We start from the raw sequence: 24,760 nt of genomic DNA, 5'->3' as shown, positions 1-24,760 counted from the left end.
CGATGCGCCGTTTTTTTTGCTGCCGTTAAAGACTAACGATATTCAGTCGGTACAAAACTCAACAGCCACTCGGCCACATCCTCTGATTGACTCGGCACATCAAGTGCGCGGTACGTCGGTTTATAATCGGGATACCCCCCCACCGCGTCCTGAGAATCAATAATACGCCCGGTTTTATTGCGCACTGAGTCAATGATACGCTGATCAACCAAGTCGCGCTCCCACGGTCTTGAACCGGCATTGTTAAGCACATGCTCGTACACATTGTTTAACTGAATGGGCTGCAAACCTTGCGGCCATACCGGCGCTTTATCAAGTAGGTTTATATCACCTTGTACTTGCGCCATATCGCCCCCATTCAAGTTTAACACTTGGTTACTCTGAAGGTAGACATCGCCCTGATATGAGACCAACGCTAAATCCGAGTAAGTATCGCGACCATAAATCAACTTGTTACCGACCACCGCGACTTTAGGATTGCCGGGTTTACGTTTGTGACCATCCCACTCGTGAGCAATATACCCCAACTGCACCGCAGCATTACCAAGGTTATACATTAGGTTGTTAACCACAACGCCGGTGGCGTGGGCTTTAAAGTAGGGATTGCGCCGATCATTATGAGCAAATAGGTTACCCACCACGGCAATTTCTTGCACGTAATCGTGAATCAAAATCCCTTTCGAGTGTTTGCCCTTTTTGTGGGTCGAGTAGTCCAACGCCTCGGCAATGATAGAGTTGCTAAAAGTAACCCGGCCAGAGGTGGCACCGGGGCCCTCGTAACGCTCACCAGAGGCCGACATGTTTTCATCAACAGCCCAGCTAGTAGAGACGTGATCAATATGAACATTCCGCGCCTGGGCGCGCGAAACACCAATACCGTCAGGCTCCCAACCCGATAGCGCAGGCTTGCCATTAGTACCTGGGCGCACGGCAATGTGGCTAATACGAACGTCATGGGTGCGAACACTTAAGCCCCCGCGAATAAGCGTAATACCGGGCGCAGGTGCTGTTTCGCCCGCCAGGGTTAAAAAAGGTTCAACAATATCGATGTTTGCTCCGGCGAGGTTTATAACACCACCCACCTCAAATACAACAACTCGCTTACCAGAGTGTGCTAACGCAGCTCGTAAACTGCCGGGGCCGTCAGCGGCCAAGGTGGTGACTTTAATTACCTCCCCTCCAGATCCCGCTGTAGTATCAACACCAAAGCCTTTCACGCTGGCAAGGTTCAACGCCTGTGCGCTAAGCGCACAGAACGAAAAAATCAATAAAGTGAAAGTTCGCAACGAGCTTAAACAAAAACCAAACTGAAGCATACAAACGACCTCTTAATGACTGGGCCGCAACCGGCGCATCAAGCTTACACCATTGGGTTACCGCGTTTACAAAGCTGAATGGCAAAACCCCAGGGGTCTTTCAACATCAACAACACCGACCCATCATTAAGACGAACATCATCAACTAGCGTGCAGCCAACCTGACACAAACGCTGGGCATCGGCCTCAGGATCATCCGAAACGAATGCCAGATGCAATGTTAACGGGTTCATAGCTGGGTAATCTGGCACTTCATCCGGCGGATTGTTGTAAATTTCAATCATCACCTTATCGGTGCTATCGGCTAAAAAGTGTGTGTGTGGCGGCTTGCTAAACTTGTGCTTAACCGTAAAACCCAAATGCTCACAATACCACTCGGCCACAGCAATAGGGTCTTTAACATTAAACGCAAAATGCTCAATTCGCATCGTCACTCACCCAATCTCATTTTTCGTAAAGGCCAAAGAAAGTCGGCAAGAACTCACTAATCGCCGGAACATAAGCCACCAACATTAACACCACCACCATTGCCGCATACATCGGCATCAGCGGCTTTATCAGTTTGGCGATAGAGGTTTTGGCAATGCCGCAGCCGACAAACAACACAGCCCCCACCGGTGGCGTACACAAACCAATACAAAGATTAAGCACCATCATAATGCCAAAGTGCAGTGGCGACATGCCAAGCTCCATGGCGACAGGCAAGAAAATCGGAGTAAAGATAAGTACCGCTGGCGTCATATCCATAAAGATACCTACCAGCAACAGCACTAAGTTAATTGTCAACAGGATAATAAAGGGGTTATCACTAAGCCCCATCAAAGTAGCACTAATATTCTGCGGAATGTTCTCGTAGCTTAGCATCCAGCTCATAGCCGTGGAGGTGGCAATCAGCAGCATAACAATTGCCGTAGTCTCGACCGCTTTGACAAATATCTCGGGAAGCTCCGGCAGCTTAACCTCTTTATACACAAATACCGATAGCAGCAACGAATACAATACCGCAATAACGCTGGCCTCTGTAGCGGTAAAGAAGCCACCGACAATACCGCCAATCACCAACACTATTAGAAACAAGCTAGGGATAGCATCCAAGGATTTTTTAGCAAGCTCTTTCGCCGTTGGCACTTTACCTACCGGGTAGCCATGTTTTTTGGCGTAAACTGCACACACTGCCATCAAACTCAGCGCCACCAATATACCGGGCAAGTATCCGGCAATAAATAATGCGGCAATTGAAACACCGCCGCTGGCCAGTGAGTAAACAATTAAAATATTGCTGGGGGGAATCAAAAGACCCGTAGTCGAAGAGGCCACCGTGACTGCGGCGGTAAAATTTTTGTCGTAGCCTTCTTTTTCCATGGTGGGAATCATAAAGCCACCAATGGCCGAGGTAGCCGCCACCGCCGAGCCAGATATCGCACCAAACAAGGTACAACTAATAATATTTACAAACGCCAAACCACCGGGCAGCATACCGATAAGCACTTTAGCAAACTCAATTAACCGATGAGCAATACCGCCGCGCCCCATTAGCAAGCCAGACAGCACAAAAAAGGGAATCGCTAACAGGGCAAAGCTATTAATCCCCCCGGCCATGCGCTGAGCAACGGTCACCGCTGCGGGACCAAAATCGATGGTAAACAGCATGGCTGCAAAGGTCGCTATGCCGATACCAATAGAGATCGGGACATTCAACACAAGCAGGACCACAAAGGTCACCAGCAAGACAATAACGGACCAATCCATCTTTCTAACCTCAAATTATGTTTATCTTGTCGGGCGTTAAACCTAGAGTAACCTAACGACTTATTCGTAAAACTCGACGTGATCCGGCTCGGGGTCACCATAGAGAATCCGGTCAACGGAGAACAATACTATTAGCACGCCACTGAGGGGGATTACACTGTAAAGATAGCCGACCTTAACTTGCAGCGCGGCTGACATTTGCTCGAGATCTAACGTCAGTAGCATTAATTTGGCACCGCCGTAAATCATAATGACGCACGCAAACAAAGTGCAAACCAAGCTGATAAAAATATCCAACTTGCGCTTAGCCTTGCCTTCTAATTGTTGCGAAAGGATATCTAACCCCAAGTGTGCTTTTTTCCGGTAAGCGTAAGCGGCGCCCAGCAGACCAATCCACACCAACAAAAAGCGTGCTAGCTCTTCGGTATAGGAGCTTGGCTCTTGCAACACAAAACGCGTCGCCACCTGCCACGTTACATCCAGCACCATGATAGCCATCAGCAAGCCTAAAAAAGCGCCCAGAATTTTTTCTATAGTTGCAGTTAATTGCTTCATGAGTCAGATCTTCAATTACATGGCTTTAAAAGTTTGAATCAGGTCGTACAGCTCGGTGCCTTTATAAGATTCATGCATCGGCTCCACGCGCTCCATAAACGGCTTTTTATCCGGACGAATTACCGTGACACCTGCCGCCTCAACCGCCGCCAGCGCTTCGGCGGTAGACTCGGCCCACAGTTTGCGCTCATAAACCACCGCCTCATCCATCGCCTGCTGCAACCACTGCTGCTGCTGCGCGCTGAGGTGGTTCCAAATATAGCTTGAAATCAAAACGATATCCGGCACATAGGTGTGCTCGTTTAGCGTGTAAAACTTACTTACCTCGTAATGCTTCGAGGTATAAAAACTTGGTGGGTTGTTCTCCGCGCCGTCGACAACCCCTTGAGAAAGCGCGGTGTACAGCTCTCCCCAAGAAATCGGCGTACCAGAGCCACCCAACGCTTGCACCATACGCAGCGCCGTTTGACTTTGCTGCACACGAATTTTTAGCCCTTTAAGATCTTCTGGTGAATGCACCGGCGTATCGGTGGTATAAAAGCTGCGGCTGCCCGCATCAAAATAACCTAAACCGCGCAAGTTTACCGAGTCGCCAGAAAGCAACAGCTTCTCGCCTTCGGCACTATTCAAAACACGCCAAAAATGCTCGTTATCGCGGAATACGTAGGGGATGTTAAATACCTTCATGGCCGGCACAAAACCTTCCATGGGGCTTGAAGAGACTTTCGTCATGGCGAGCGAACCGATTTGCAGCAGCTCCATTAGCTCGCGCTCGTCGCCCAATTGGCCGCCGGGATAAATGTCGATTTTCATTTTGCCACCCGAGATACTCTCAAGCCGATCGGACATAAACACGATCGCTTTGTGTACCGGGTGGGTTTGATCAAGACTGTGAGCCATTTTTAGCGTTTTAACGTCCGCCTCTTTGCCGCAAGCGGCGACCACAACACACACAGCCAATAATAATAGAGATTTAATACAGCTCTTACCCATCTCACATCTCACAGGTTTTTATATTTATTTACGTAGGCTCTGAATCATACAGGGTATAAAAAGAGCGGGCTATCAGAATAGAGTCAAAGGGACAACAAGTGCGCCCTAGCCACCTCTGAGTCACCCGCACAACCTAAGCAGAGACTTAGGAGAGCCACATTAATTGGTTAAGCCGATAGTTATTCACCGCCAACTAACGCATGACTAGACCATCAGCGCGATAGACAAAAGGCGGGGCACAAACAACCTGCCTGACCAATTGTGGTGATAGTTACATATTGGACTACCAAAAACAAGGGGTGGCTGACCACTTTTTAGAGGAATCACGAGAACACTGATAAGGTAGGGCTATTAAGAAATGAGAAAAGATAGGCTGTATCGGTACAAAAGCTTCAAGGGCAGGCCATTCTATGACCATCACACATGTAAGCTTCGAACTCTTCGTCCGAATCCTCAGCGTAAGCAGGTGACTGCATCCTAACCGTCGCTTCAGCAAATATCACAAAGCCTTCGTTGCCATTGGCGCGGTTTCCACACAGCTCCTCATAAGTTGCCGTAGCACCCGCAGCGCTGTTCACCTCAGCACGATTCGCATCGGCAAAGCGAGGATCATTAACCGTATGGTGCTTGTGATAACTATCAGGCTCTTTAAGGTTATTAAGCTCGCTTAAGGATCCAATAATGCGGTTCACCAGCGGCACCATCAGCTTATAGCAATATTGAACACGAATTTTGAGTAAATTGGCGTCCTGAATGTTTACATCGTCCACAGTAAAATTAGAGGGGCGATACATCAAGTTGTCATTCGGCAAGGCCACTGTGCCGTCAGCAGTCACTTGACCAAAACCCGTTAAGTCGATCATGCTGGAGCTCGGATTAATACGAATAATACGGGTGTAATTATCCACCTCAGACACCGCATCGCGGCGCGACCCACCACTATCGATACCAGCCGCGATATCCTCCTGCACACTGTTTAGTGCACTACTATTCGTAAAAAGGGGGGCCATCCCTCGAATTAACCCTCGTCGCATAGCACTGTAAGTGGCATTGTTGTTCGCCGCGACTCGAGCAGCTTGAAACGTCGCATAATTAAGTGTCGTTTTAGCAGAATAAATAAAGGCGATTTGCACAGCGCCAAAAATTAACAACAGCAGAACAGGGATAATAATGACAAATTCAATCATCGCCTGTCCACGATAATATTTACTGCTCTTCATAGTCATTGAGCTCTTTAGCTCTACCGGATACCGCAGACTGAGAGCTATTCGTCTGAGCGTTCTGTGACGGACTAAAAGGTGCCAATACTGTGTCCACCAACTCACTAACACGTTCGGCTTGCGGATCCGTTTTAGGAACTTGCTCATACATCTCAGCTACAGTTTGCGAAAGAATCTGAGCTTGCACGTAACTGAGGTTTATCCACGCGTTGGCAAACTCGGGATTTATTACGAGTGCGCGCTGATAAGCCGCCACTGCCTCGGGGTAGCGTCCTAACTGCGCAAAACAGTTGCCCAGTCTTAACCAGCTTTGTGCATGCTCCGGCAGCGACTCAATCACCTCACGATATTCGCTTAGCGCCAGCTGATAACTCCCCTGCTGATATAAACGTTCCGCGCGCTCCTGGTTAGCAAACACCTCTTCAGCACTCTTCTGCTGAGTAGTACACGCACCGGCCAAACTCGCCCAAAGCACGATCAACACCCATCGACACATAAATCCCCCAATTGAAGACCTATCCGGGCAACCTCCCCAGCTCTAAACTCCAACACCGTGCGTGCCCCAAAACACTGACTAGCACGCCAAGGCTTAAGATAAGGCACTATTTTAACGATTCTACCTTGTCGGTTAAGGTACACCACATCGAGGCTATAGCTCATAAAAAAAGTATGCACGCCGCTGCACGGCGAGATCGACAGAGCCTCACCGGAGTCCGGTGCGGCTCTGGCCAACAAACCACGCATACGCTGCCAATAAGTTTTTGCACAAAAAATTTTAGTCTGTGTCAATATTCTTCCATCGCGCCGCCACTCGACGAACTTATTAATCAAAACGTTCCCTGCTCAAGATATTTCACCACGATCGGGAAAAGCAAAATAATAAATGTCAATGGAAAAATGAAGATCACCAACGGAATAACCAATTTAACGGGGGCCTCCATCGCCATTTTTTCAGCACGTTGAAAGCGCTCATTCAGCCGCTGTTTTGCTTGAATCAAAAGTGTGTTTTTCATACTCGAACCCATTTTCTCGGCTTGAACAACAGCCCGCACAAACACCGAGATATCTTTAAGGTCTACTCGCTCAGCGAGACGCGTAAGAGCATCACCTCGAGTTTGCCCCGAGCTAATATCTCGTAGCACTATACGAAATTCGTTACGCATAGCACCACGGGGACCTTTCTCTACAGCTTGCTTTAGCGCGCCTGCAAAGTTCAAGCCGGCATCGACACACATTGTTAAATATTCTAAGTACACCGGGAGTGAGCGAATTAACTCGGCATCACGCTTACGTCGGGTGTCCTTCACCCAAGCCACAGGAAGAAAATACCCGCCAGCCGCCAACATCACCAACAGTAACGGATCGACTTTTCCCGAGCTCGCCAACGCCATCCAGCCTAGAAATGGTAAAAGCAATGCCAACACGAAACGTGCCGAAATATACTCTTCAGCCGTAACCATAAAACTCACCCCGTTTTTTTGTAACTGAGTGTCCACTTTAGTCAAAAAAGAACTGGGTAAGTTGCTGCCAAGCACATAGGTTACCAACCGAATTAACGGCCAAATAGGCCGCATAAACGCGGGCGGCTCATCCATGTATAGCCGCTCTTCATCGGTCAATAAGTAACTCAAAGCCGCAATAAAATAAATACACGCCATGACAGATGCGGCCATAGCAGCGCCAGCCGCCAGCGCAACAATGTTATCCATTATAATTCCGCCTCAACTGTCAATACTCGTAATTTTTCGAATAAATACAAAACCCATTATTTGCATAAATATCATCACCGCAAGAACCATCAACCCTTCCCGGGTTGTGTAAAGTTTGCGCATCGCTTCCGGCTCTATGAAACTCAACAATAGCGCTAACGCAACCGGCAGCAACGCCATAAACGTACCTTGTGCGCGCCCCTGGGCCGTCAGAGAGTCAATTTTACCTTCCATAGTTTTCTTGCGCCGTAATGTCTCGGCCATGCTTTGAATCGTTTCGACTAAGTTGCCACCAACCTCTCTACTAATACGTACCGCCGAACTGGCCATAATAAAGCTTTGTAATGGCAGGCGCTTCTCCAGCTCAATCAAACTATCTTCAAGGGTAACGCCTAACTGCATACGCTTTACCAACAACCCAAATTCTTGGCTTGCCGGCACAGGTGACTGCTTAACGACATCGGCCAGTGCCATATTTAAGCTCGCCCCGGCCTGTAAGCTACTGGACAGCATCATAAAAACGTCAGGCAACTGCTCTTCAAACTTGCTTAAACGCTTTTTCCGCATGCGCCCCCAGATCATCCCGGGAACAACAAGTAAAACAACAAAAGTACCTGCGGTAATCACCCACAACTGAAACAGTGCATGAGCACCCACCGGAATAAGAACGAGTGCAATAATGTTAATTAAAAAAAGCTGTGAAGCGTCCATAAATATGAACATCTCAGACAACTCTAAACTTGCATTCGCGGTGAATTTATGGCGATAGAATCCCATAAAGTCGCCGGCACTGCGGGTTAGCGCCATGGCCAAACACATCGACGCAACGAACACCAATATTACGACCAGTGCCAAAACCGCCAAATTAGATATGTCAGTCATCATGATTTAAAGATACTCATATCCACCGCAACCCCTCGACTCCTTAGCTCCTCATAGAATGTTGGAACAACCCCTGTGGCAATATACTGGCCGACGACCTTACCGTCTTCATCAAATCCCGTTTGCTGATAACGGAAAATATCTGTCAATTGAATATTACTGCTCTCAATACCACAGACCTCCGAAATACAACTAATGCGACGAGAGCCGTCGCCAAAACGTGTCTGCTGAATGACGATATCGACCGCTGACGCAACCTGCTCACGAATCGCTGAAACAGGCAGGTCCATTCCAGCCATCAATACCATTACCTCTAAACGTCGCAACATATCTCTAGGAGAATTCGCATGCGCCGTTGTCAGTGAGCCATCATGACCGGTATTCATTGCCTGCAACATATCAAGCGCTTCACCACCACGGCACTCACCTACCACGATTCGATCTGGGCGCATCCGCAAGCAGTTTTTTACTAACTCTCTAATAGTGACCTGACCTTTACCTTCCATATTTGCCGGCCGCGCCTCTAGCGAGACGACATGAGGCTGCACCAACCGCAACTCTGCGGCGTCTTCTACGGTAATAACACGCTCTTCCATGGGAATAAAGTTCGACAAGATGTTTAACAACGTGGTTTTCCCCGACCCAGTTCCCCCAGATACCACTATATTAGAGCGTTGCTCAACGCACATTCGCATAAAGGTTACCATTGCCTCGTTGGTCGAGCCGTAACGTATTAAATCCCTATCCGTCAGCTTCTGATCAGAGAACTTCCTGATGGTAATACACGGTCCACGCAACGCTAATGGAGGAATAATAGCGTTAACCCGCGAGCCATCGCGCAGCCGGGCATCAACCATAGGTGAACTTTCATCAATACGGCGCCCCAGCGGTGAAACAATCCGCTCTATGGTAGCCATGACGGCCTCGTCACTGGTAAAAGCCACAGGCGACTGCACTAAGCGACCATCTCGCTCAATGTAAATATCGTTGAATGCATTGACCATTACCTCGGTAATGGATGGATCATCAAGTAACTGCTCCAACGCACCCAGACCGACCGTCTCGTCCAAGACAATCTTTTTTAAGCGCTTTTTATCGATCGCCGGCGGCAATTTATGCCCGACGGTAAGTAATACCGTATCAATAAGATCGCCAAGTTGGCCGCGCACCTCTTCATCAGTCAGCGTATCAATATGCATACGCTTCAAATCCATTTGCCTGACTAGCTCTTTGTGGACATACTTCGCCCATGTCATATAATCGGTACGCAGTTGGTTCTGCTGATCTAAGCGAACGTCGATGGTTTCATGCAAAGTTTCGTATTGAGATTCACCCGTGTCTAACACGAGATTCGTGTGGTCTCCTTCCGATGTTTCGCTAGGGCTGTGATCAACGACAGTGGCAATAAAACCACCAAATCCAATCTGATCGTTATCAGCCAAGGGGCCGTAACGCTCGATAAGTGCACCATTTACCGTCACCCCCGAGCCCCGGCTAATATCCACCACAAATACGCCGGACAATTCTTTTTCGAAGCGTAAGTGCTTTGGCGCAACTTTCCAGCCACGCACACGCAAAATAACATCCCGCGACCTTCCCAGCTCGCAGCTATCGGCGCCGCAGCGAACTGAGTCCTGCCATTTACCGTCTTTACTACTAACTTTAATTTCGAACACGAGGCACCTTAATCGACTAAGCCGGTTTTCATATACTTTTCATGCTCTGTCACGTATTCGTCCACGCGGTCGAGAATTTTTTTGTTTGGGCCCGATTTCAAATCCGTCAAAATATGAGGGGTGAGAAAAATCACCATTTCTGTATCGCCGCCAGAAAAACTTTTCGACTTAAATAATTCACCTAAAATCGGGATATCGGCAAGCCACTTCACTTTACTCACAGTAGCTTGCTCTTCTCGAGTAATAAGACCCGATAGCACCAGTGTGTCACCGGGTTTGAGCTTGATATCGTTAGACGTTGCTCGCTTTTTAAACGCGGGCTGCCCATCCACGGCTTGCGCCAAATCCAACTGGCTAATAGAGACATCAACCCGCGCGGAGATATTGCCGTAAAGATCTAGCTTTGGAAGGATATTAAGAATGACCCCATAGTCTTTATATTCGACGCTGGAACCGCTCAAGGAGCTGGTAATCACAGGAACTTCACCACCTACAGTCAACCCTGCTTCGCCACCACTACGCGCACTCAAGCGTGGCGACGAAAGCACCAGCGCTGAACCTGTTTGTTCAAGGAGATCAATCATCGACGTAATATCTGAGGCAATCCCAAATAGTACCCCTCGCGCCCCTGTTTGGTAGCCGTAATTATCTTTTCCTTCTTCTTGCCAGCCCGGGATAAGGCTGCCCGCGGCGGCCCACGTGTTAGCATAGTGAAAGCTAGGACCAGTAAAACTTTTTTGCCAGTTGATCCCCAACTCTTCTGTTTTACTGCGATCAAACTCAGCAATTTGAACATCAAAGTAAATCATCTTCTCTTCAAACTCGTCGGTGGTCCGAGCGAGAATAACCAGGTCCTCGTAAAGGCCGGCAACAATCTCCACCTTTTGCATATCACGATCTTCAAGAACACCGTCAACCACAACGTGTCGCCCGGCACTTTTGATGCTAATCCCAGGAATGGCCCCTATTAAATTGCGAATTTCCGACAGCTCACGACTACTACTAAATGCTGTAATAATAGAGATATTCATACTCTCGCGGGTTCCATCAGCAAACCACACTTGCATATTTGTTTCGCCTATAGTGTTAGCGGTTAGCACGACCTCACCACCTTTTAGCAAAGTCGAACCGACAAGGTCAGATTTCCCAACAGAAATCCTCACCGCCTCTGGCGCCTCAATCACTTTAGACTCACCCTCAAACAACTCTAGACTAATGGGTAATACCCGCGCATCACCAACGGCACTCAACACAAGCAGCCACACACCCAACAAACCTCGAATCTTCATAACGCTAATATCCATAGTGGTCTTTATTGTTTTTTCTGAGCTACTGCAAACGTACGCGACGCACAGGAACAATTCCCTCGTCGTCATTACCGCCGGGAATAAACTCAATATAATCGACTTCTCGCGTAATCTTTCCCGCTCCGTCGGCGCGCATCTCCATGGCAACATCTCCACGATCTTCTGTTGTCACCTCGACACCAGAGGCAACAACACGGCCATCGGCACCAATTACATTGCCACCTTTTAGCTCCCCCACGACATTGCCTGCGGCATCGATCACTTTACCGTCAACCAACCGACCAATAATATTCCCATTAGCATCACGAACCACCTCGGTCATCTCACCGAGTTCTTGCCCATCCGAACCTAATACTGTCTGCTCCACCAGCCCTAGCACCCGGCCGTCTTCAGACACGGCAACGCCATCTGCATTGACACGGCCAATAAGATTTCCCTGACTATCGACGACAGCCTTCTCCACTGCCCCTAACATTTCACCATTAATGCCAGTGACAGAGCCATCTGCGTTGACTGTACCAACGACATTGCCCTCAGCATCGACAACCTGACCATTCACCACCTTTCCAACAACGTTGCCGTCGGCATCACGAACAACCTCTTCCACCTTCCCGACCACATTGCCACTAGCATCGCGCACAACGTTTTCAACACTACCCAGAACTTTTCCGTCACTACCAATCATCACTTTTTCTGAGCGCCCCAATACTTCACCATTGCGCCCTATAGCCCTGCCAGACTTATCGACGGTTCCCACGACGTTGCCGTTGCTGTCGACAACGGCCTTCTCAACTTTACCAAGCACCCGGCCATCCTCTGCCGTTACAGTACCGTCGCTATTAACGTTGCCAATGACCTTACCACTAGCATCGACCAGCTGGCCGTTAACCACGTGCCCAATAACATTGCCGTCAGCATCGCGCAGCACCTCGCGAACCTCGCCAACCACGCGGCCGCTTGAGTCCCGCACCACCTCTTTCACTTGTCCAACAACGTTTCCATCACGATCGACCACCGCCTCCTCAACGACGCCTAACGCCTCACCACTGAGCCCCAGCGCACGGCCGTCTTCGTCGACACGGCCAATAATTTTGCCGTTAGCATCAATTACTTTTCCATTGACAACACGACCAATAACATTGCCGTTTTTATCACGAACCACCTTTGTCACTTTTGTACGTGCCTGAGGAACAGAGGATGCACGCAAATCAACAATATTACCCTGGGCATCAAGCGCGACATTCTTATCAACTTTACCTAAAATTTCACCTGTGCTCGAAACGGCAACTCCGTCTCTATTCACCCGGCCAACGACCTTGCCCGACTTATCCACTACAACTTTTTCAGCATTGCCAATAACACGTCCCGACCGATCAGTAACACTGCCATCGGCATTTACACGCCCTATGACGTTACCATCGTCGTTGACTACTTGACCATTGACGACTTTACCAATTACGTTGCCGTTTTTATCTCGTACAATTTGCTCAACTTTACCAATCACATTGCCGTTTGCATCGCGCACCACATCCGCCCGCTCACGCACCCGGAGCATCGGGTCATCTTCGTTGATGTTTTCAACAATCGTCCCAAGCGAAGCCCCATCAAAAGCTACCGCTCTTCCGTCAACCACTTTACCAACAATATTGCCATTCGCATCGACCACATTGTCGCCCACTATTCGACCAACAGGATTGCCATTTGCATCGAGAACAACATCGACCAGAGGCGCAGGTTCCGGCTCTAGCAATACATCCGCACGAATAAATTCATACCCTGCTAAGCTCGTGTCTTTTGGATGACGCAGTATGGCAAACATATTGCCGGTCACCTCTGCCAGTTGCACACGTGCCACCTGACGCGGGGTTAAGCTTAATGTCACAACTGTGAACTCCATATTAAAGCCGTCGGCAGAGTTTTGCTGGCGAGTTCGCTCATAGCGTCGACCGGTGTAATCCTCCCTCCCGGCAGATAATACTGTGACGTTCTCCAATATTGGCATAACCACTTGATTCACTTCTTGGTCTGTCCCCTCAGTGAAACCCAGATCTTCAAGGTTAAGTTCGCCCATTAGGTCAATAGCGTCGCCCGGTCGAAGCAACCCATCAAACGAGTCAATTTTGTTTACCTTGACACTGAAGGCGCGCCGACCCAAATCGAGAGTTTCAGAAAACGTTTCCGCCTTAGTCCCAGTAATCGCCTCAATAGTCATTACGCGTCCGGCTTTCATTGGCGAGGCAATAGTACGATCTAGGACTTTTTTATACTCACTAGCAGGGACAAAACTAGAGGGTAAGAATTTTTTTGGTACATCGAGCTTACCGATAGATTCAACAGTAATGGTATCGCCTTTGACCATATCTCGTTTGGGAACAACTACCGCAACTGTTTCGACTCGCTGTGGTTGGTTGGCGCGACGATAGCGATCCTCAACTGACTTTAAATAATAGATGGTTAAAAATGCCGCGACTACGCCGCAGACTACGGCGATCATAAAAAGGCGCGAGCCAGACATTTGCTTCATCGTTTTCCCCAAATTTTATTAAACTAGTCTTGCTGTACAGACAGATCTTCGCCCGGCATCAGCGTCTAGGATCTTTAATTTATAGTGCGGTTATCACCCGACTTGCCGGGCAGTCATTTTCTGATGCAGATTCTCCGTTGAGGTAAACCTGCTCTACATAATATTCATTATCGAGCGAACCTATCCAAGTAGACTCTTCTTCGTTGGGCTCATACAGTAACGCCAATTGCTCCGCATAAACCTCCTCATCGGACAAATCTTCGGTATCAATACCACTATCCCAGCCTGCCGCCATAACCACGCAAACAGAGGCATCTTGCCCACTTGTACCGACCTGTTCAAAGTAGACCACCTCACCGTCCGGCTGCTTGGGTCCGCTATCTATGTAGGATGCCGGTGTGGTTGATACGGCGTAATAATAACCATCTACGATACGGCCACCATCTTCACTCAAGTCTCGCGCGACAACCTTATAGGTGGCTTCAGTACAATAATCTGCAACATCCATTTCACTAAACTGTAACGAATCATAAAAGTCACCGTTGGCTTCACTTCGGTAGCCAAAACCATACACTTGAGCCGGGTCACCACAATCAGTTACAGCTTCGCGCTGGAGAATATTGCCATCCTCATCAACAACTACATCGTTGGAATTTACGTTATTTATGACTGTTCCATCGCTTGACTCATAAGTGCCTGTGCTGGGGTTATAGCTTCCGACAACTTCTCCATTTTGTGTTACTAAGCCACTAGAGGGGTCGTACTCGCCAAGGTTGCTCATTCCACCATTAGCAGTCAACATAGTAGTTTGAGTGACTGGGGCTTCGGGCTGAGTAGTTGCTCCGCCACCGGTGGACCCTCCCCCTTCGTCACCACTATCACCATCTTCGTCCCAGCCAGAGTCTCTCTCGGCAATCTCATAGTCGGTTGCATACTCATGAACTGAGGAAATAGACGCTGAATAACCATTATAATTATCGTGCATCGTTGTTAATAAATACTCGATACAGTCTTCGTATTCACTTGGGCAGGTGCCTTTATTAGCGATTAACAGCCCACCTACCAAAGCCGCCATAACGACTGTATACTCCGCCATCGACTGACCGAGCTGGCACATAAAACGATGTGAGTTATTCGCCATGTCAGTTTATTTCAACCTCGTTGATCAGTATCTGACTAGAACCTCCGGCGGGCATAATTACGATATTGTTTTCACTGACCCCTTTACGAAATACCAACACGGAACCACCCGCCTGATTAAAGCTCTGTTCTAAAGACCAATTACTCCGACTCATCTCGGAACGGTAAAAACTGACCAACTCAGACACACTTTGCTCGCTGGTAATAATTGTCACACGGCCCTCCTTTGGACCGTCATCGGTTTTCATATCCGACACAACCAACGCATCAGAGGGCTTAACCACATCGACACCCAAGGTCTGCTCCGTATCGGCTTCTGGAACTTTGCTTATAAGGAGCCTGCCAAACGTATTGCCCCCTGCGGCACCATACTGCACAGTAAAAAAGCATTCGTCCTCAAGGGTACCTATTTGCTGCCACGGACCAAATGTACTTTCTGAAGACCGATCTCGCCAGCGGCGACGATAGAAACCAACAACAGAATCAGACGACACTGCTGCGCTGAACGAACGCACTCCCAAAGGTCGAGAATTATATTCCGCGTTGTCCATCAACGAGCTAACTTTCATCTCGGGCATAATAGGAAAGTCTGTAAAATCACAATCTGCACGGGCCTCAACCAAAGGCCATAGAGAAAGCATAGAAATTATGGCCGAGGTAGATAATTTACTCATCGTAGTAACAATGCCCTTCGTCACAGCTCACATCTAACGGTTGAGCCTCTTCACCCGGCATAGGCTCAACTCCCATTTCCCCAAAATCTAATTTATAAATAGCACTTTTGCTCGGTCCGCCCTCCAAAATACTAGCGGCTGCTTTAAGCACATCAAATAACGTATTATCAAAGACAGTGCTGGGAACAAAATTGTCAGTACGATCTTGATAATAACCAACACTCTGAGCATTCCAGCCATCAGCGAGAATCGCCGAATTGGCTGTAAAGCGACCGTCCCAATTTTGAAAGATGGCATCTTCTATGCCGCCCCCCCAGCTCCCGTCATTACGGTCCCATTCGCCGTCACCTCCGCCTTTGGCGTTCCCGGTATTCATTGAGGTACGAACTCTGGGGCTATAATAGCCCTTGAGGTTGTAATCCAGTTGCAACAGGTCGGTATTGTCTCCCCCAACAACGTTCAGCATAAATTCAATGGGTGCCGTAATGACGTCCAAACCGGCGTCCAGCACATCAAGCACATCGTACGCAATAGCGGGCGTCTCCTGCTCATTGGTATTAAGTACCTCTACCCCCTGAAACATACTTTTGCCTGACTGATTGTAAGCCCACAGTGCACTGGTATCGCCACTGGCGCCATCAACATCGGACGAGCTAATCTCTTTAATTTCAGCTCGCCCCTGACCATTAAAAAATCTATTATGGAGCGAATTTGTTAAATCGGAGTCACTGCGCATCGCAACGCTTTCAAACTCATTGGAGCTAATAACAAAGTCGCCGGTATTATCATTACCACCCCAGCTATTCATATCCCGCAACCAAACTGTACGCTCCCAGGCGACATAACGTGCAGCCTGCTGGTTCTGAAACTTCATATCTAAAATTTTGCCAAAGGTTGGCACAATGATAAAAAGCACCAAGAAAATAAATCCAACACTAACCACGAACTCCGTCATCGCTTGACCGCGCTGCCATAAGATTACCGACGACGCTGTCATGGCATAAAATCCTCTAACTCATCCACCACGGCACCCACGGCAACATCTTTTACCTGAGTTGCACCCTCACGCAGCGGCTCTTCAGCGAGAATATCCCAGGGTGAATCGAGCTGCTCCACCATATAATCCACCCCAGTGTCTACTAGCCGATCACCTACAGCATTCAAAAGCCAATCCACCATGCTGATGGCGGAGTCCCCTAAACCCTCAAAAACCTTCGTAAAGTCCAGCTCCCCGGTCGCAATCAAAATAGCTATTGCACTGGGCTCTCGCAGTCGCGCATCCCAGAAAGGACTGTATAGGCTGGCCGGCTCGGCACTACCGTCATCAAGGGTTTGCATTGGGTTTGCAAAATAGGTTTCAGCTGAACTGACCGTCATCATAGGACGATCATCATTCCAGATAAATTGTTGATAATCAGCCGCAAAATCGTCCGCCTCGGCACCCGATCGGGTTTTCACATCGAAATTAGTGTATTGAACATTATCATTAGCCCAGTCATCATCACGACTGTCGACTCCGATTGCACGATGGTCAGACGTTTTAATGTCATCCAAGCTTTTGGCCACAGCAGCGGTAAACTCGTAGCTCCTGCCCGACTCCTGAAAACTCCCCCCCAAGCTAAAGAAAGAAGGCGGCCCCACATAGGAGTCAGTCACATCTTGTGACGTTCGTAAGCCGTACATACCTGGCAATAAGGCAGGCGATGCCTGCCCCCACGCCAAACTCTGCAAATGAAAACCGTCAAATGCGCCGTTATTGTCTGGGTCGTTGCTATCACCACCGTACATACCGGTATCGTTATTAAACGGCAGCCCCCAATCAGTCAGTATTTTTTTAGCATTGGCATTTGAGCTGACCACTTGATGCGTCGCTCCAGCAAGAGGAAAGCCAAGTGGCAAAGTGAAGCCAAAGTCAACCAGCGTCCATGAATCACAGCCAACAATGGGCAAGCAGAGCTCAACCTCAACAAACAAAGCAACATCAAACTCCAGCCCGAACGATAAGACATCGATCGCCGACCAACCTAGCTTGGCAATATCGGTATCGGCTTCTAGGGGGCTATTGGCGGCAAACACTGTACCGCCATCGTTCTTAATTCCTCCTCCCACAGCGAAATCCAAATCAATGGTCAAAGTCACAATGCCTAACGACAATTCCAAACGTGGAATCAGGTCGGGACTATTAGCCCACAAATCCCAATGGCGATCTTGAGTAAAACTAGCACGATTGCGATTAACGATCGCCATATAGCGTTGGTAGGCCTCAATTGCGTTGGCTTCTGCTTCGTCACCCGAGTTTAGATTCGAGTTTGCCCCGCCAGACGCATTTTTTGATTTCTTTTTTGATAAGCCAGGACTGTTATCATTAATCATATTCTCAAGAGAGCCGACCTGATCTCCCAAGAAATCCTCGGTCAACTCTGTGGCATCGGCGGACCAGTCTTTGTCTGCGCTAGCATCCCCCACTAAATCCGCCAAATTAGTGGGGCTAAAATTTTCACCAAAGTATGTGAGCAACGCATTCTGAGTGAAAAAGTACCACCCTACCGCCGGTATATACATTTCGGGGTCATCAGGGTCATCTTCGTGATCCTTCACCACCCCCATACTCATTTCTACTTGCCCTGCAAGGGTAGCCAAAGCAAACATTTTTTGAAATACGCCAACTGTGCCGTTAAATATAGACACGACTGTAGGCCAGTACTGCACTAATGTATTCGCTGGCACAGAGACCGCTTCACCCATGATTTTATAAGGTAAAGTGGCTGCACTCAGAATATCAGAGAAAGTCGTAGGTGATGGAGGGGCTACAGGAAAGCGGTACAAAGGATAGGAAGTAAATGCACTTACCTGCTTGTAATGTTTTGCCCACGATAAAAGAGAAACCATTTGCCCAATAGAAACCTCATTGGCAACCATGGCCCGGTTGGTGTAAGCAATAAAATTTTGGTTTCGCGCGGCCAGCTTAGCTTGGGAGTAGACGGTGGCATCGGCCGCATTTTCGAGCTGGACACGATTAGTAACCAACTGCCCCTGGTTGTACAGGATCAGCAGAGCCATTACCACTACTGCTAAAAAGAGCAGGCCAAATATAAAAGCCTGCCCTTTATTGGAGCGTATGCAGTCCACGTTAAGAAATTACAAGCTCTTACGAGCTTATAACTTAAGTATCGTCTTGCTTAAAGTCGTCTAGACCGTAATCGGCTTCTTGCTCGGCGGCAGCCGCATCACCCTTGGCCGCCGTAGCGTTAGTGCTATCACTGCCGCCCAGCTCTTGAGCCATATTACCCACCTGGCCACGCACGGTGTCACCAAACAGGTTATAGACCGTGATCGCGGCAATGGCGATCAGCGCCACAATAATGATGTACTCGGTCATACCCTGGCCGAGCTGTTTTATTTTTTGTTGAGCTTTCATGATTATCTCCGAGTAAAAGGCGTATCCGACGCTGAATGCTGGCAACTCGTTACAAGAGCGAGCACCTGCTATAAGACTATCAGCTTTTTTGTGACGCAGTACTCACAAATAATCATTAGATTGCAACAAATGTAACATTTTTTAACATTGTCGACCGCACGAGACAAGAGGGGACTAACGAGGGGATGCGTTTAGGCGATAACCTTGCCCATACTGCGCACAGATAAGGTTACACTCAGGGATCACCGACTTAAGCTTGCTGCGCAAACGCCCCACCAGCACATCCAGAGTTCGGTCAAAAGGCACCCAATCAGCCTTACCCAAAGCCTTCATTAGTACATCACGCTTCACCGTCGCCCCAGCACGAGCACAAAGCACAAGCATAATGGCGGCCTCATTATGGGTTAGGCGCACGTCGCCCTCGGGGCCGTATATAATTTCGCGCTCGGCATCGATATGCCAGCGGTCAAAGTAAAAACTCTTTTTGTCGTCTTGTTGCCGCATGCACTGCAGTGATTTAAATTGCTGCACACGACGTAGCAATGCTTTACTGATGGCGATTAACTCACGCATTGGTAATGGCTTAGAGTAATAAGCATCGGCGCCCGCCTCTAACCCTATAATTCTTTCAACGGGATCATCAATCGACGTCGTAAATATGATGCCGGCCGAATGACAGGCTCTGATCTCCCGACAAAGCGATAAACCATCGATACCAGGTAAGCGAATGTCTAAAAACACCAAATCATAATCGTTTTTCCGCGCCTGATTAACCACACCCTGACCATCACAGGATACATCCACCAGCCAACCTTGCGCCTCTAAATAACTCGCCAGCAGACTTCTGGCCGCCAGCTCATCTTCAACAATTAGTATTTTCGGTGGTGTGTGTGTCATGGCACCTATTATGCCGTCATTATTCCGGCATTCAAACCTTTAAGCGGAATGCCCCCCTGCGGATGGAAAAATAATTGACGAGCCACCTAACGGTTACTCTAGTCCCGCAAGACTCGCGACGCCTACAATATTTGGTTTAATTGACCGAGCGACCGCTCAACTAACGAAGTCAACCTTTCTATCTCCTGATTGACACGAACAGGCTCAGCCTCGATTATACTTGCGATATTGGCCACCGCCACCATCCCCACAGAGTCAGCCGCTCCTTTAATTTTATGCGCAAGCGCCTCAACCTGCGCCACATTGCCATTCACTATCTCCTGCCGCGTGGCTGCCAATGATTCCCCGATTGAGACCTTCGCCGCGCTCAAAAGCCCTCGTGCTCGCTCTGCCCCCAAGTCAGATACAACACCGTGCCAGCGAGGCCAGTCAACAAGAGATTCGTTAAAACTGAAGCCGGTCGTACCGCTTTGTAGCAAGAATCCCTCGTCAGCCGCAGGCTCTCCAGCCGCACGATTTAACACAACGCGTAAATGCTTTTTACTAACAGGCTTCTCTATAACATAGGCGAAGCCTGCAGCCCGATAGCAATCAATATCTGCACCTGCGGTGTTGGCGGTCAAAGCGACAAACAAGGCGTCGGGCGACGTCAGCTCGGCCAATTGTCGAGCTTTTTCCAACAGCATAACACCACTCATTTGCGGCAAACGGATATCAAACAAGCACAAATCAAAACTACGTTGCTGCATATACTGCAGTGCTTGGCCCGGTAATTCTGTGGCCTCTACTGAATGGCCATCAGCACGTAACAACTCTGAAACCACGGTCATATTTACTGGATCGTCCTCAACAACCAACACCCGTAGCGTACGTATCACGCGCGACTCTTGTGACGAATTATCGATAGCTTTAGGAGGGGCAGACGCGACCGGGACGCGACAGCGAAAACAAGTGCCTACGGCTAAAGTGCTACTGACATCAATAGAGCCTCCAAGCAAACGAATGAGCCCCTTGACGATTGACAAGCCTAGCCCTACCCCTTGATCACTGCTCTGACTTTTAACGTCAAGCTGAACGTACTCATCAAATATCTCTGAGATTTTGTCCGAAGAGATACCAATTCCGGTATCAGTAATAGTAAGTACTAACTCTTGTGAGCGAGCAAGCGTCGTCTTCTCATGTTCCTTTTCGACACTGTTGCGAGGGGAGTCCACCAGGTCTACCACCAGAGAGATACGGCCAGATGGGGTAAACTTAATGGCATTATGCAATAGATTGACCGTTACCTGCCTAAGTTTAAGCGCGTCGACAAACACCCAGTCATCACGCCCCAGCCCAGCTCCCAAATGCCCCTCCAACGTGATGCCTTTTTCAATCGCCGGTGCAGACGAAACTTGAACGATACCCGTAAAAAAATCACTTACGTTAATCGCTGAGGGAGTTACGGCGACACCTTCACTCTCACGCGACACATTGAGAGCTTCATTAACAACGCTCAACAGCGACTCACCCGCCTCAATGGCATACTGCCTAAGCTTGGGGTCTTCAATCGCTTTGCCCTTGTGGCCGATCAAGCGTATGGCCCCTAAGAGACCGGCTAAGGGCGTGCGAATTTCATGGCTGAGTACTGCCATAAATTCGCTACGCCTCTCAGCCAACTCAACTGCTTCCTGGCGAGCAGTATCGAGTTCGTGCAACCTCAGCTGCAACTCTTTAGTGCGTGACTCCACCGCTCCCTGCAGTAGAACTTTTTGCTCCGCCGTGGAGTTTAGCTGAACACTCAGTCGTTGCCCCAGAAAAATCAAACTGGTTAGTGCGACAAACACATACGCCCAAGGTGTGAGATGCACGTTAATCATGCCTTGAAAATAAAGGGCCTCATTGACAAACAAAAGTACAATAACCCCTCCCAAGAAGCTCACCAAGCCGCCCCACGGCCGCCGCCTAACAATAATTACTATCAGACAAAAAATAAAATAGACCATGTATATTTCACACACGATCTGAAAGGGATCACGTAGATGCGTAAACCAGCGGGCGCCAGCGATCGTTGTCACGGCGCTGGCGGCGAGCCCGGCATACCAAAATAACTTAAGGGCGTAATAGTGAATATCTCGAGGGTAAAGAGCCTGAATAAATAACATATAGGCAGGCACGCAGAGAAAAACACCGTAATATTCAAAGCGCAACAACCACTCGGCAGAAAACTCGGGATAGAGATAATAAATTAATTTTTCAGTACCAAATACTCGAACGCTGTACCAGAATAACCCCAACCCCAAGTACAAATACTCTCGCCCCGCATGAGCACTCGCCCACATCACTAATAAATACAGAGCTAGGGTCAGCGTCGATGAAACGAAAAAGACTCCGCGCAATACACGCCACTTTTCAGCGCTTATCAGCGCGTCCCACCGGTCAATAACAAGAGGGTATTTCATGCCGCCATCGATATGGTGAAAGTTAGACACCTGCACCACCAACTGTAAGTGTCTACTGTCTATATCAGGCAAACGCACTATTTTAAGCTCATCGCGCGGCGTTTCGGCGCTAGCCTCGACCCCCGGAACCCCCACGTCAACTAAGTGTTGGCCATTTGCCCACACTCTGGCCGCGCGATACAAGAACGGAATTTTAAGCCCCAGCCCCTGGAATTGATCGGGAAACTCAAGCTCAACGACATAAGTAGCATAACCGTGCCTAGGGCGAGCTTGCTCCCCTGAAGCAGGGCGATTCCAGCGCGATGGCAGCCATGCCAACTCTGTTGTTGGGTAAAGTTGATCAGGGGATAGCATCTCCCCCCAGTAAAACCGCCAATAACCTTCGAGGACTATAGGCTTGGCTTGATTTAGCCCCACCTTAAGCTGACCATCTTGTACGGGTGGATGACTAGGGCGCGAACTCGATTGATACTGCTGAAATGCGGTGAAGCCTATGAGCGCCACCAGTGCCACTATTGACAGTACGGTGGGCGAAGCGAGTGTTCTTATCAGCGCGCGCATATCCATACTCTCACTTATTATGGCGCGGCCATGGTCGCCTAAACCGAAGCGCCCGACCAACTGGGCACTCATAATAACAAAAATCTCTCTTTACCACCGCAACCTGCAGACACAAAAAAAACGGGCCAACAAGTGGCCCGTAAAAGTGCACGCTATCGTACTAACAACAAAGTTGCCCATGTAAGAGCGTCATGCTGCGCCTTCAGGCTCGACTATTAATCGTCAGGCGATGCCCATATCGCCAGCCCTAGACTACGGCAACCTCACCAAAGGTGTCGTTACCGTTAACGATAACACTACCGAACCAAAGAGAACCCGTCAACAGATTTTTTAAAAATAAGGGATTTGGTCCGTCCAGAAAAGGCTTGGGCCGCGAGACCCAAACAGGACGGGCTTATTCACCTACTGTTGAACTGCGCACTACGATTGAGTGCGGCAGAATATCTCGCTTGTTGAGTTTAATCCCAAGCAAGCTATCCGCTCGAATGGCCTCGATAAGGAGATCCACCGAATCTGTCGACATCTGATCGATAGGTTGTTTAACAGTGGTTAATTGCGGCCATATGGAGCGCGCAATGGCGGTGTCATCAAAGCCTGCCACAGCAATGTCTTCGGGCACACGCAGGCCACGGCGATGAACCGTGGCTATCACGGCGCTGGCCATATCATCGTTACTGGCAAAAATAGCACTAACCGGCTCACCTGAGTCCAAAATCTCTTCACATGCGGTCATCCCGCCGGCAAAGTTAAAATCCCCTTCGGTTACCAGCGCCTCATTGATGGCTAAGCCATGGCTCGCAAGGGCATCGCAAAAGCCCCGGTAGCGGGTAGCGGCAACACCCTGGTGGCAGTCACCTTTAATAAACCCGATATTTTTATGGCCGGCATCAATCAGGTGCTCGGTCATTTCGTAGGTCGCCTGATAATCGTCAATGGAGACAAACGCAGAGCGATCAAGCTCTAAACCTGGCCCCACTCGCACGTAGCGCACATTGGCATCTTCCAATGCATCCAGCAAAGGCAAAAACTCACACAGCGGCGGCGGTAGGATCACACCGTCCAGCATGTAGCGGCTGGTAAGCTCGCTAACAGTCTCTTCGACGTTATCGGCACCGTAGGTACAGGACTCTAGCACGAGATGGTAACCAAGCTCGTTACAGCGTTGGAGCACGCCAATCAGGTACTGACTAATGTAGCTGCCTAGAGAGTTATCGTAGAAAAAACCCAGCAGGTACGACTGCGAGCCAGACAAGCTGCGCGCCGAGACATTGAGTCGATAGTTCAGGGCATCCACAGCCTCCATCACTCGATCGTGTGTCGACTCGGACACTTTATCGTTGTTGAGCACTCTAGACACTGTCATGATTGAAACGCCTGCACGACTGGCGACGTCCTTCATGGTGACTTTTTTCGCTTTTCCGGTCCGCTCTCTGGTACTCATTAATCCACTTATCCAACCGTAGGTGACTGTCCGGTGCAGAACCGCTTTAGGCATCGCATTGGCGAGTTTTCCTGAATGGTCAACCCGAATGCCCCACCCTACTTTTCTGCGAAGGGCTTCTTGATACCATAAATACAAAAAAAACGCCACGAGGGCGTTTTTTTTGTGCGATCAACAAGCAAAATATTACTCGATGATTTTTGCAACCACACCGGCACCAACGGTACGTCCACCTTCGCGAATCGCAAAGCGCAGAC

At 49.0% G+C, this 24,760-nt stretch carries 21 protein-coding genes; all 21 read right to left on the bottom strand.

The window, feature by feature from the left end:
• Positions 1-32: 32 nt before the first annotated feature.
• On the bottom strand, positions 33-1,316 hold the full coding sequence (locus AACY82_RS17020; protein ID WP_339618050.1) for a right-handed parallel beta-helix repeat-containing protein: 1,284 nt from the start codon (positions 1,314-1,316) through the stop codon (positions 33-35).
• A 44-nt stretch (positions 1,317-1,360) separates the two neighbouring features.
• The gene (locus tag AACY82_RS17015) at positions 1,361-1,744 is read right to left on the bottom strand and encodes a VOC family protein (protein ID WP_339618056.1); all 384 of its coding nucleotides are present in this window, start codon (positions 1,742-1,744) and stop codon (positions 1,361-1,363) included.
• Positions 1,745-1,760: 16 nt separating this feature from the next.
• Positions 1,761-3,065 carry a TRAP transporter large permease gene (locus AACY82_RS17010; RefSeq protein WP_339618049.1) on the bottom strand — a complete coding sequence of 435 codons (1,305 nt, stop codon included), beginning with the start codon at positions 3,063-3,065 and terminating at the stop codon, positions 1,761-1,763.
• 60 nt (positions 3,066-3,125) lie between these two features.
• Positions 3,126-3,620, bottom strand: coding sequence for a TRAP transporter small permease (locus tag AACY82_RS17005; protein ID WP_339618048.1), 495 nt, complete (start codon positions 3,618-3,620; stop codon positions 3,126-3,128).
• A gap of 15 nt (positions 3,621-3,635) precedes the next feature.
• Positions 3,636-4,613 carry a TRAP transporter substrate-binding protein gene (locus AACY82_RS17000; RefSeq protein WP_339618047.1) on the bottom strand — a complete coding sequence of 326 codons (978 nt, stop codon included), beginning with the start codon at positions 4,611-4,613 and terminating at the stop codon, positions 3,636-3,638.
• A gap of 392 nt (positions 4,614-5,005) precedes the next feature.
• Entirely contained in the window at positions 5,006-5,833 is an 828-nt protein-coding gene (locus AACY82_RS16995; RefSeq protein ID WP_339618046.1) for a TadE/TadG family type IV pilus assembly protein, read from the bottom strand.
• A complete protein-coding gene (locus AACY82_RS16990) occupies positions 5,820-6,329 on the bottom strand; it encodes a tetratricopeptide repeat protein (protein WP_339618045.1) in 510 nt (169 codons plus the stop codon). Before AACY82_RS16990 ends, AACY82_RS16995 begins: the two co-directional genes overlap by 14 nt.
• Before the next feature lie 331 nt (positions 6,330-6,660).
• Positions 6,661-7,542, bottom strand: coding sequence for a type II secretion system F family protein (locus AACY82_RS16985; RefSeq protein ID WP_339618044.1), 882 nt, complete (start codon positions 7,540-7,542; stop codon positions 6,661-6,663).
• Between the two features lie 12 nt (positions 7,543-7,554).
• Positions 7,555-8,427, bottom strand: a complete 873-nt coding sequence (locus AACY82_RS16980) for a type II secretion system F family protein (RefSeq protein ID WP_339618043.1) — start codon at positions 8,425-8,427, stop codon at positions 7,555-7,557.
• Positions 8,424-10,100: an ATPase, T2SS/T4P/T4SS family gene (locus AACY82_RS16975; protein ID WP_339618042.1), complete on the bottom strand. Its 1,677-nt coding sequence runs from the start codon at positions 10,098-10,100 to the stop codon at positions 8,424-8,426. The genes AACY82_RS16980 and AACY82_RS16975 overlap by 4 nt, the downstream gene beginning before the upstream one ends.
• Before the next feature lie 8 nt (positions 10,101-10,108).
• The gene (locus AACY82_RS16970; protein ID WP_339618041.1) at positions 10,109-11,389 is read right to left on the bottom strand and encodes a pilus assembly protein N-terminal domain-containing protein; all 1,281 of its coding nucleotides are present in this window, start codon (positions 11,387-11,389) and stop codon (positions 10,109-10,111) included.
• A gap of 40 nt (positions 11,390-11,429) precedes the next feature.
• A complete protein-coding gene (cpaB, locus tag AACY82_RS16965; protein WP_339618040.1) occupies positions 11,430-13,931 on the bottom strand; it encodes a Flp pilus assembly protein CpaB in 2,502 nt (833 codons plus the stop codon).
• A gap of 79 nt (positions 13,932-14,010) precedes the next feature.
• Positions 14,011-15,006: a hypothetical protein gene (locus AACY82_RS16960; protein ID WP_339618039.1), complete on the bottom strand. Its 996-nt coding sequence runs from the start codon at positions 15,004-15,006 to the stop codon at positions 14,011-14,013.
• A gap of 67 nt (positions 15,007-15,073) precedes the next feature.
• The gene (locus AACY82_RS16955; protein WP_339618038.1) at positions 15,074-15,745 is read right to left on the bottom strand and encodes a hypothetical protein; all 672 of its coding nucleotides are present in this window, start codon (positions 15,743-15,745) and stop codon (positions 15,074-15,076) included.
• On the bottom strand, positions 15,738-16,742 hold the full coding sequence (locus AACY82_RS16950) for a hypothetical protein (RefSeq protein ID WP_339618037.1): 1,005 nt from the start codon (positions 16,740-16,742) through the stop codon (positions 15,738-15,740). The genes AACY82_RS16955 and AACY82_RS16950 overlap by 8 nt, the downstream gene beginning before the upstream one ends.
• Entirely contained in the window at positions 16,739-18,874 is a 2,136-nt protein-coding gene (locus AACY82_RS16945) for a pilus assembly protein TadG-related protein (RefSeq protein ID WP_339618036.1), read from the bottom strand. Before AACY82_RS16945 ends, AACY82_RS16950 begins: the two co-directional genes overlap by 4 nt.
• Positions 18,875-18,908: 34 nt before the next feature.
• Positions 18,909-19,163: a pilus assembly protein gene (locus AACY82_RS16940; protein WP_339618035.1), complete on the bottom strand. Its 255-nt coding sequence runs from the start codon at positions 19,161-19,163 to the stop codon at positions 18,909-18,911.
• A 174-nt stretch (positions 19,164-19,337) separates the two neighbouring features.
• Positions 19,338-20,060, bottom strand: coding sequence for a response regulator transcription factor (locus AACY82_RS16935; protein ID WP_339618034.1), 723 nt, complete (start codon positions 20,058-20,060; stop codon positions 19,338-19,340).
• Positions 20,061-20,182: 122 nt separating this feature from the next.
• Positions 20,183-23,134 carry an ATP-binding protein gene (locus tag AACY82_RS16930; RefSeq protein WP_339618033.1) on the bottom strand — a complete coding sequence of 984 codons (2,952 nt, stop codon included), beginning with the start codon at positions 23,132-23,134 and terminating at the stop codon, positions 20,183-20,185.
• A gap of 322 nt (positions 23,135-23,456) precedes the next feature.
• Positions 23,457-24,503, bottom strand: coding sequence for a LacI family DNA-binding transcriptional regulator (locus AACY82_RS16925; protein ID WP_339618032.1), 1,047 nt, complete (start codon positions 24,501-24,503; stop codon positions 23,457-23,459).
• 186 nt (positions 24,504-24,689) lie between these two features.
• Positions 24,690-24,760, bottom strand: a 71-nt coding sequence (locus AACY82_RS16920; RefSeq protein ID WP_198525954.1) for a hypothetical protein, incomplete at its 5' end; no start/stop codon positions are given.

Origin of the sequence: uncultured Gilvimarinus sp. (assembly GCF_963972205.1) — a bacterium.
Lineage (GTDB): Bacteria > Pseudomonadota > Gammaproteobacteria > Pseudomonadales > Cellvibrionaceae > Gilvimarinus > Gilvimarinus japonicus.
This window is presented reverse-complemented; position numbering and strand designations above follow the sequence as displayed.

Bases quoted from the DNA above. Each gene is read 5' to 3' on its own strand.
- AACY82_RS17020 (WP_339618050.1), bottom strand. From the start codon at position 1,316: ATGCTTCAGTTTGGTTTTTGTTTAAGCTCGTTGCGAACTTTCACTTTA.
- AACY82_RS17015 (WP_339618056.1), bottom strand. From the start codon at position 1,744: ATGCGAATTGAGCATTTTGCGTTTAATGTTAAAGACCCTATTGCTGTG.
- AACY82_RS17010 (WP_339618049.1), bottom strand. From the start codon at position 3,065: ATGGATTGGTCCGTTATTGTCTTGCTGGTGACCTTTGTGGTCCTGCTT.
- AACY82_RS17005 (WP_339618048.1), bottom strand. From the start codon at position 3,620: ATGAAGCAATTAACTGCAACTATAGAAAAAATTCTGGGCGCTTTTTTA.
- AACY82_RS17000 (WP_339618047.1), bottom strand. From the start codon at position 4,613: ATGGGTAAGAGCTGTATTAAATCTCTATTATTATTGGCTGTGTGTGTT.
- AACY82_RS16995 (WP_339618046.1), bottom strand. From the start codon at position 5,833: ATGAAGAGCAGTAAATATTATCGTGGACAGGCGATGATTGAATTTGTC.
- AACY82_RS16990 (WP_339618045.1), bottom strand. From the start codon at position 6,329: ATGTGTCGATGGGTGTTGATCGTGCTTTGGGCGAGTTTGGCCGGTGCG.
- AACY82_RS16985 (WP_339618044.1), bottom strand. From the start codon at position 7,542: ATGGATAACATTGTTGCGCTGGCGGCTGGCGCTGCTATGGCCGCATCT.
- AACY82_RS16980 (WP_339618043.1), bottom strand. From the start codon at position 8,427: ATGATGACTGACATATCTAATTTGGCGGTTTTGGCACTGGTCGTAATA.
- AACY82_RS16970 (WP_339618041.1), bottom strand. From the start codon at position 11,389: ATGAAGATTCGAGGTTTGTTGGGTGTGTGGCTGCTTGTGTTGAGTGCC.
- cpaB (WP_339618040.1), bottom strand. From the start codon at position 13,931: ATGAAGCAAATGTCTGGCTCGCGCCTTTTTATGATCGCCGTAGTCTGC.
- AACY82_RS16960 (WP_339618039.1), bottom strand. From the start codon at position 15,006: ATGGCGGCTTTGGTAGGTGGGCTGTTAATCGCTAATAAAGGCACCTGC.
- AACY82_RS16955 (WP_339618038.1), bottom strand. From the start codon at position 15,745: ATGAGTAAATTATCTACCTCGGCCATAATTTCTATGCTTTCTCTATGG.
- AACY82_RS16950 (WP_339618037.1), bottom strand. From the start codon at position 16,742: ATGACAGCGTCGTCGGTAATCTTATGGCAGCGCGGTCAAGCGATGACG.
- AACY82_RS16940 (WP_339618035.1), bottom strand. From the start codon at position 19,163: ATGAAAGCTCAACAAAAAATAAAACAGCTCGGCCAGGGTATGACCGAG.
- AACY82_RS16935 (WP_339618034.1), bottom strand. From the start codon at position 20,060: ATGACACACACACCACCGAAAATACTAATTGTTGAAGATGAGCTGGCG.
- AACY82_RS16930 (WP_339618033.1), bottom strand. From the start codon at position 23,134: ATGAGTGCCCAGTTGGTCGGGCGCTTCGGTTTAGGCGACCATGGCCGC.
- AACY82_RS16925 (WP_339618032.1), bottom strand. From the start codon at position 24,503: ATGAGTACCAGAGAGCGGACCGGAAAAGCGAAAAAAGTCACCATGAAG.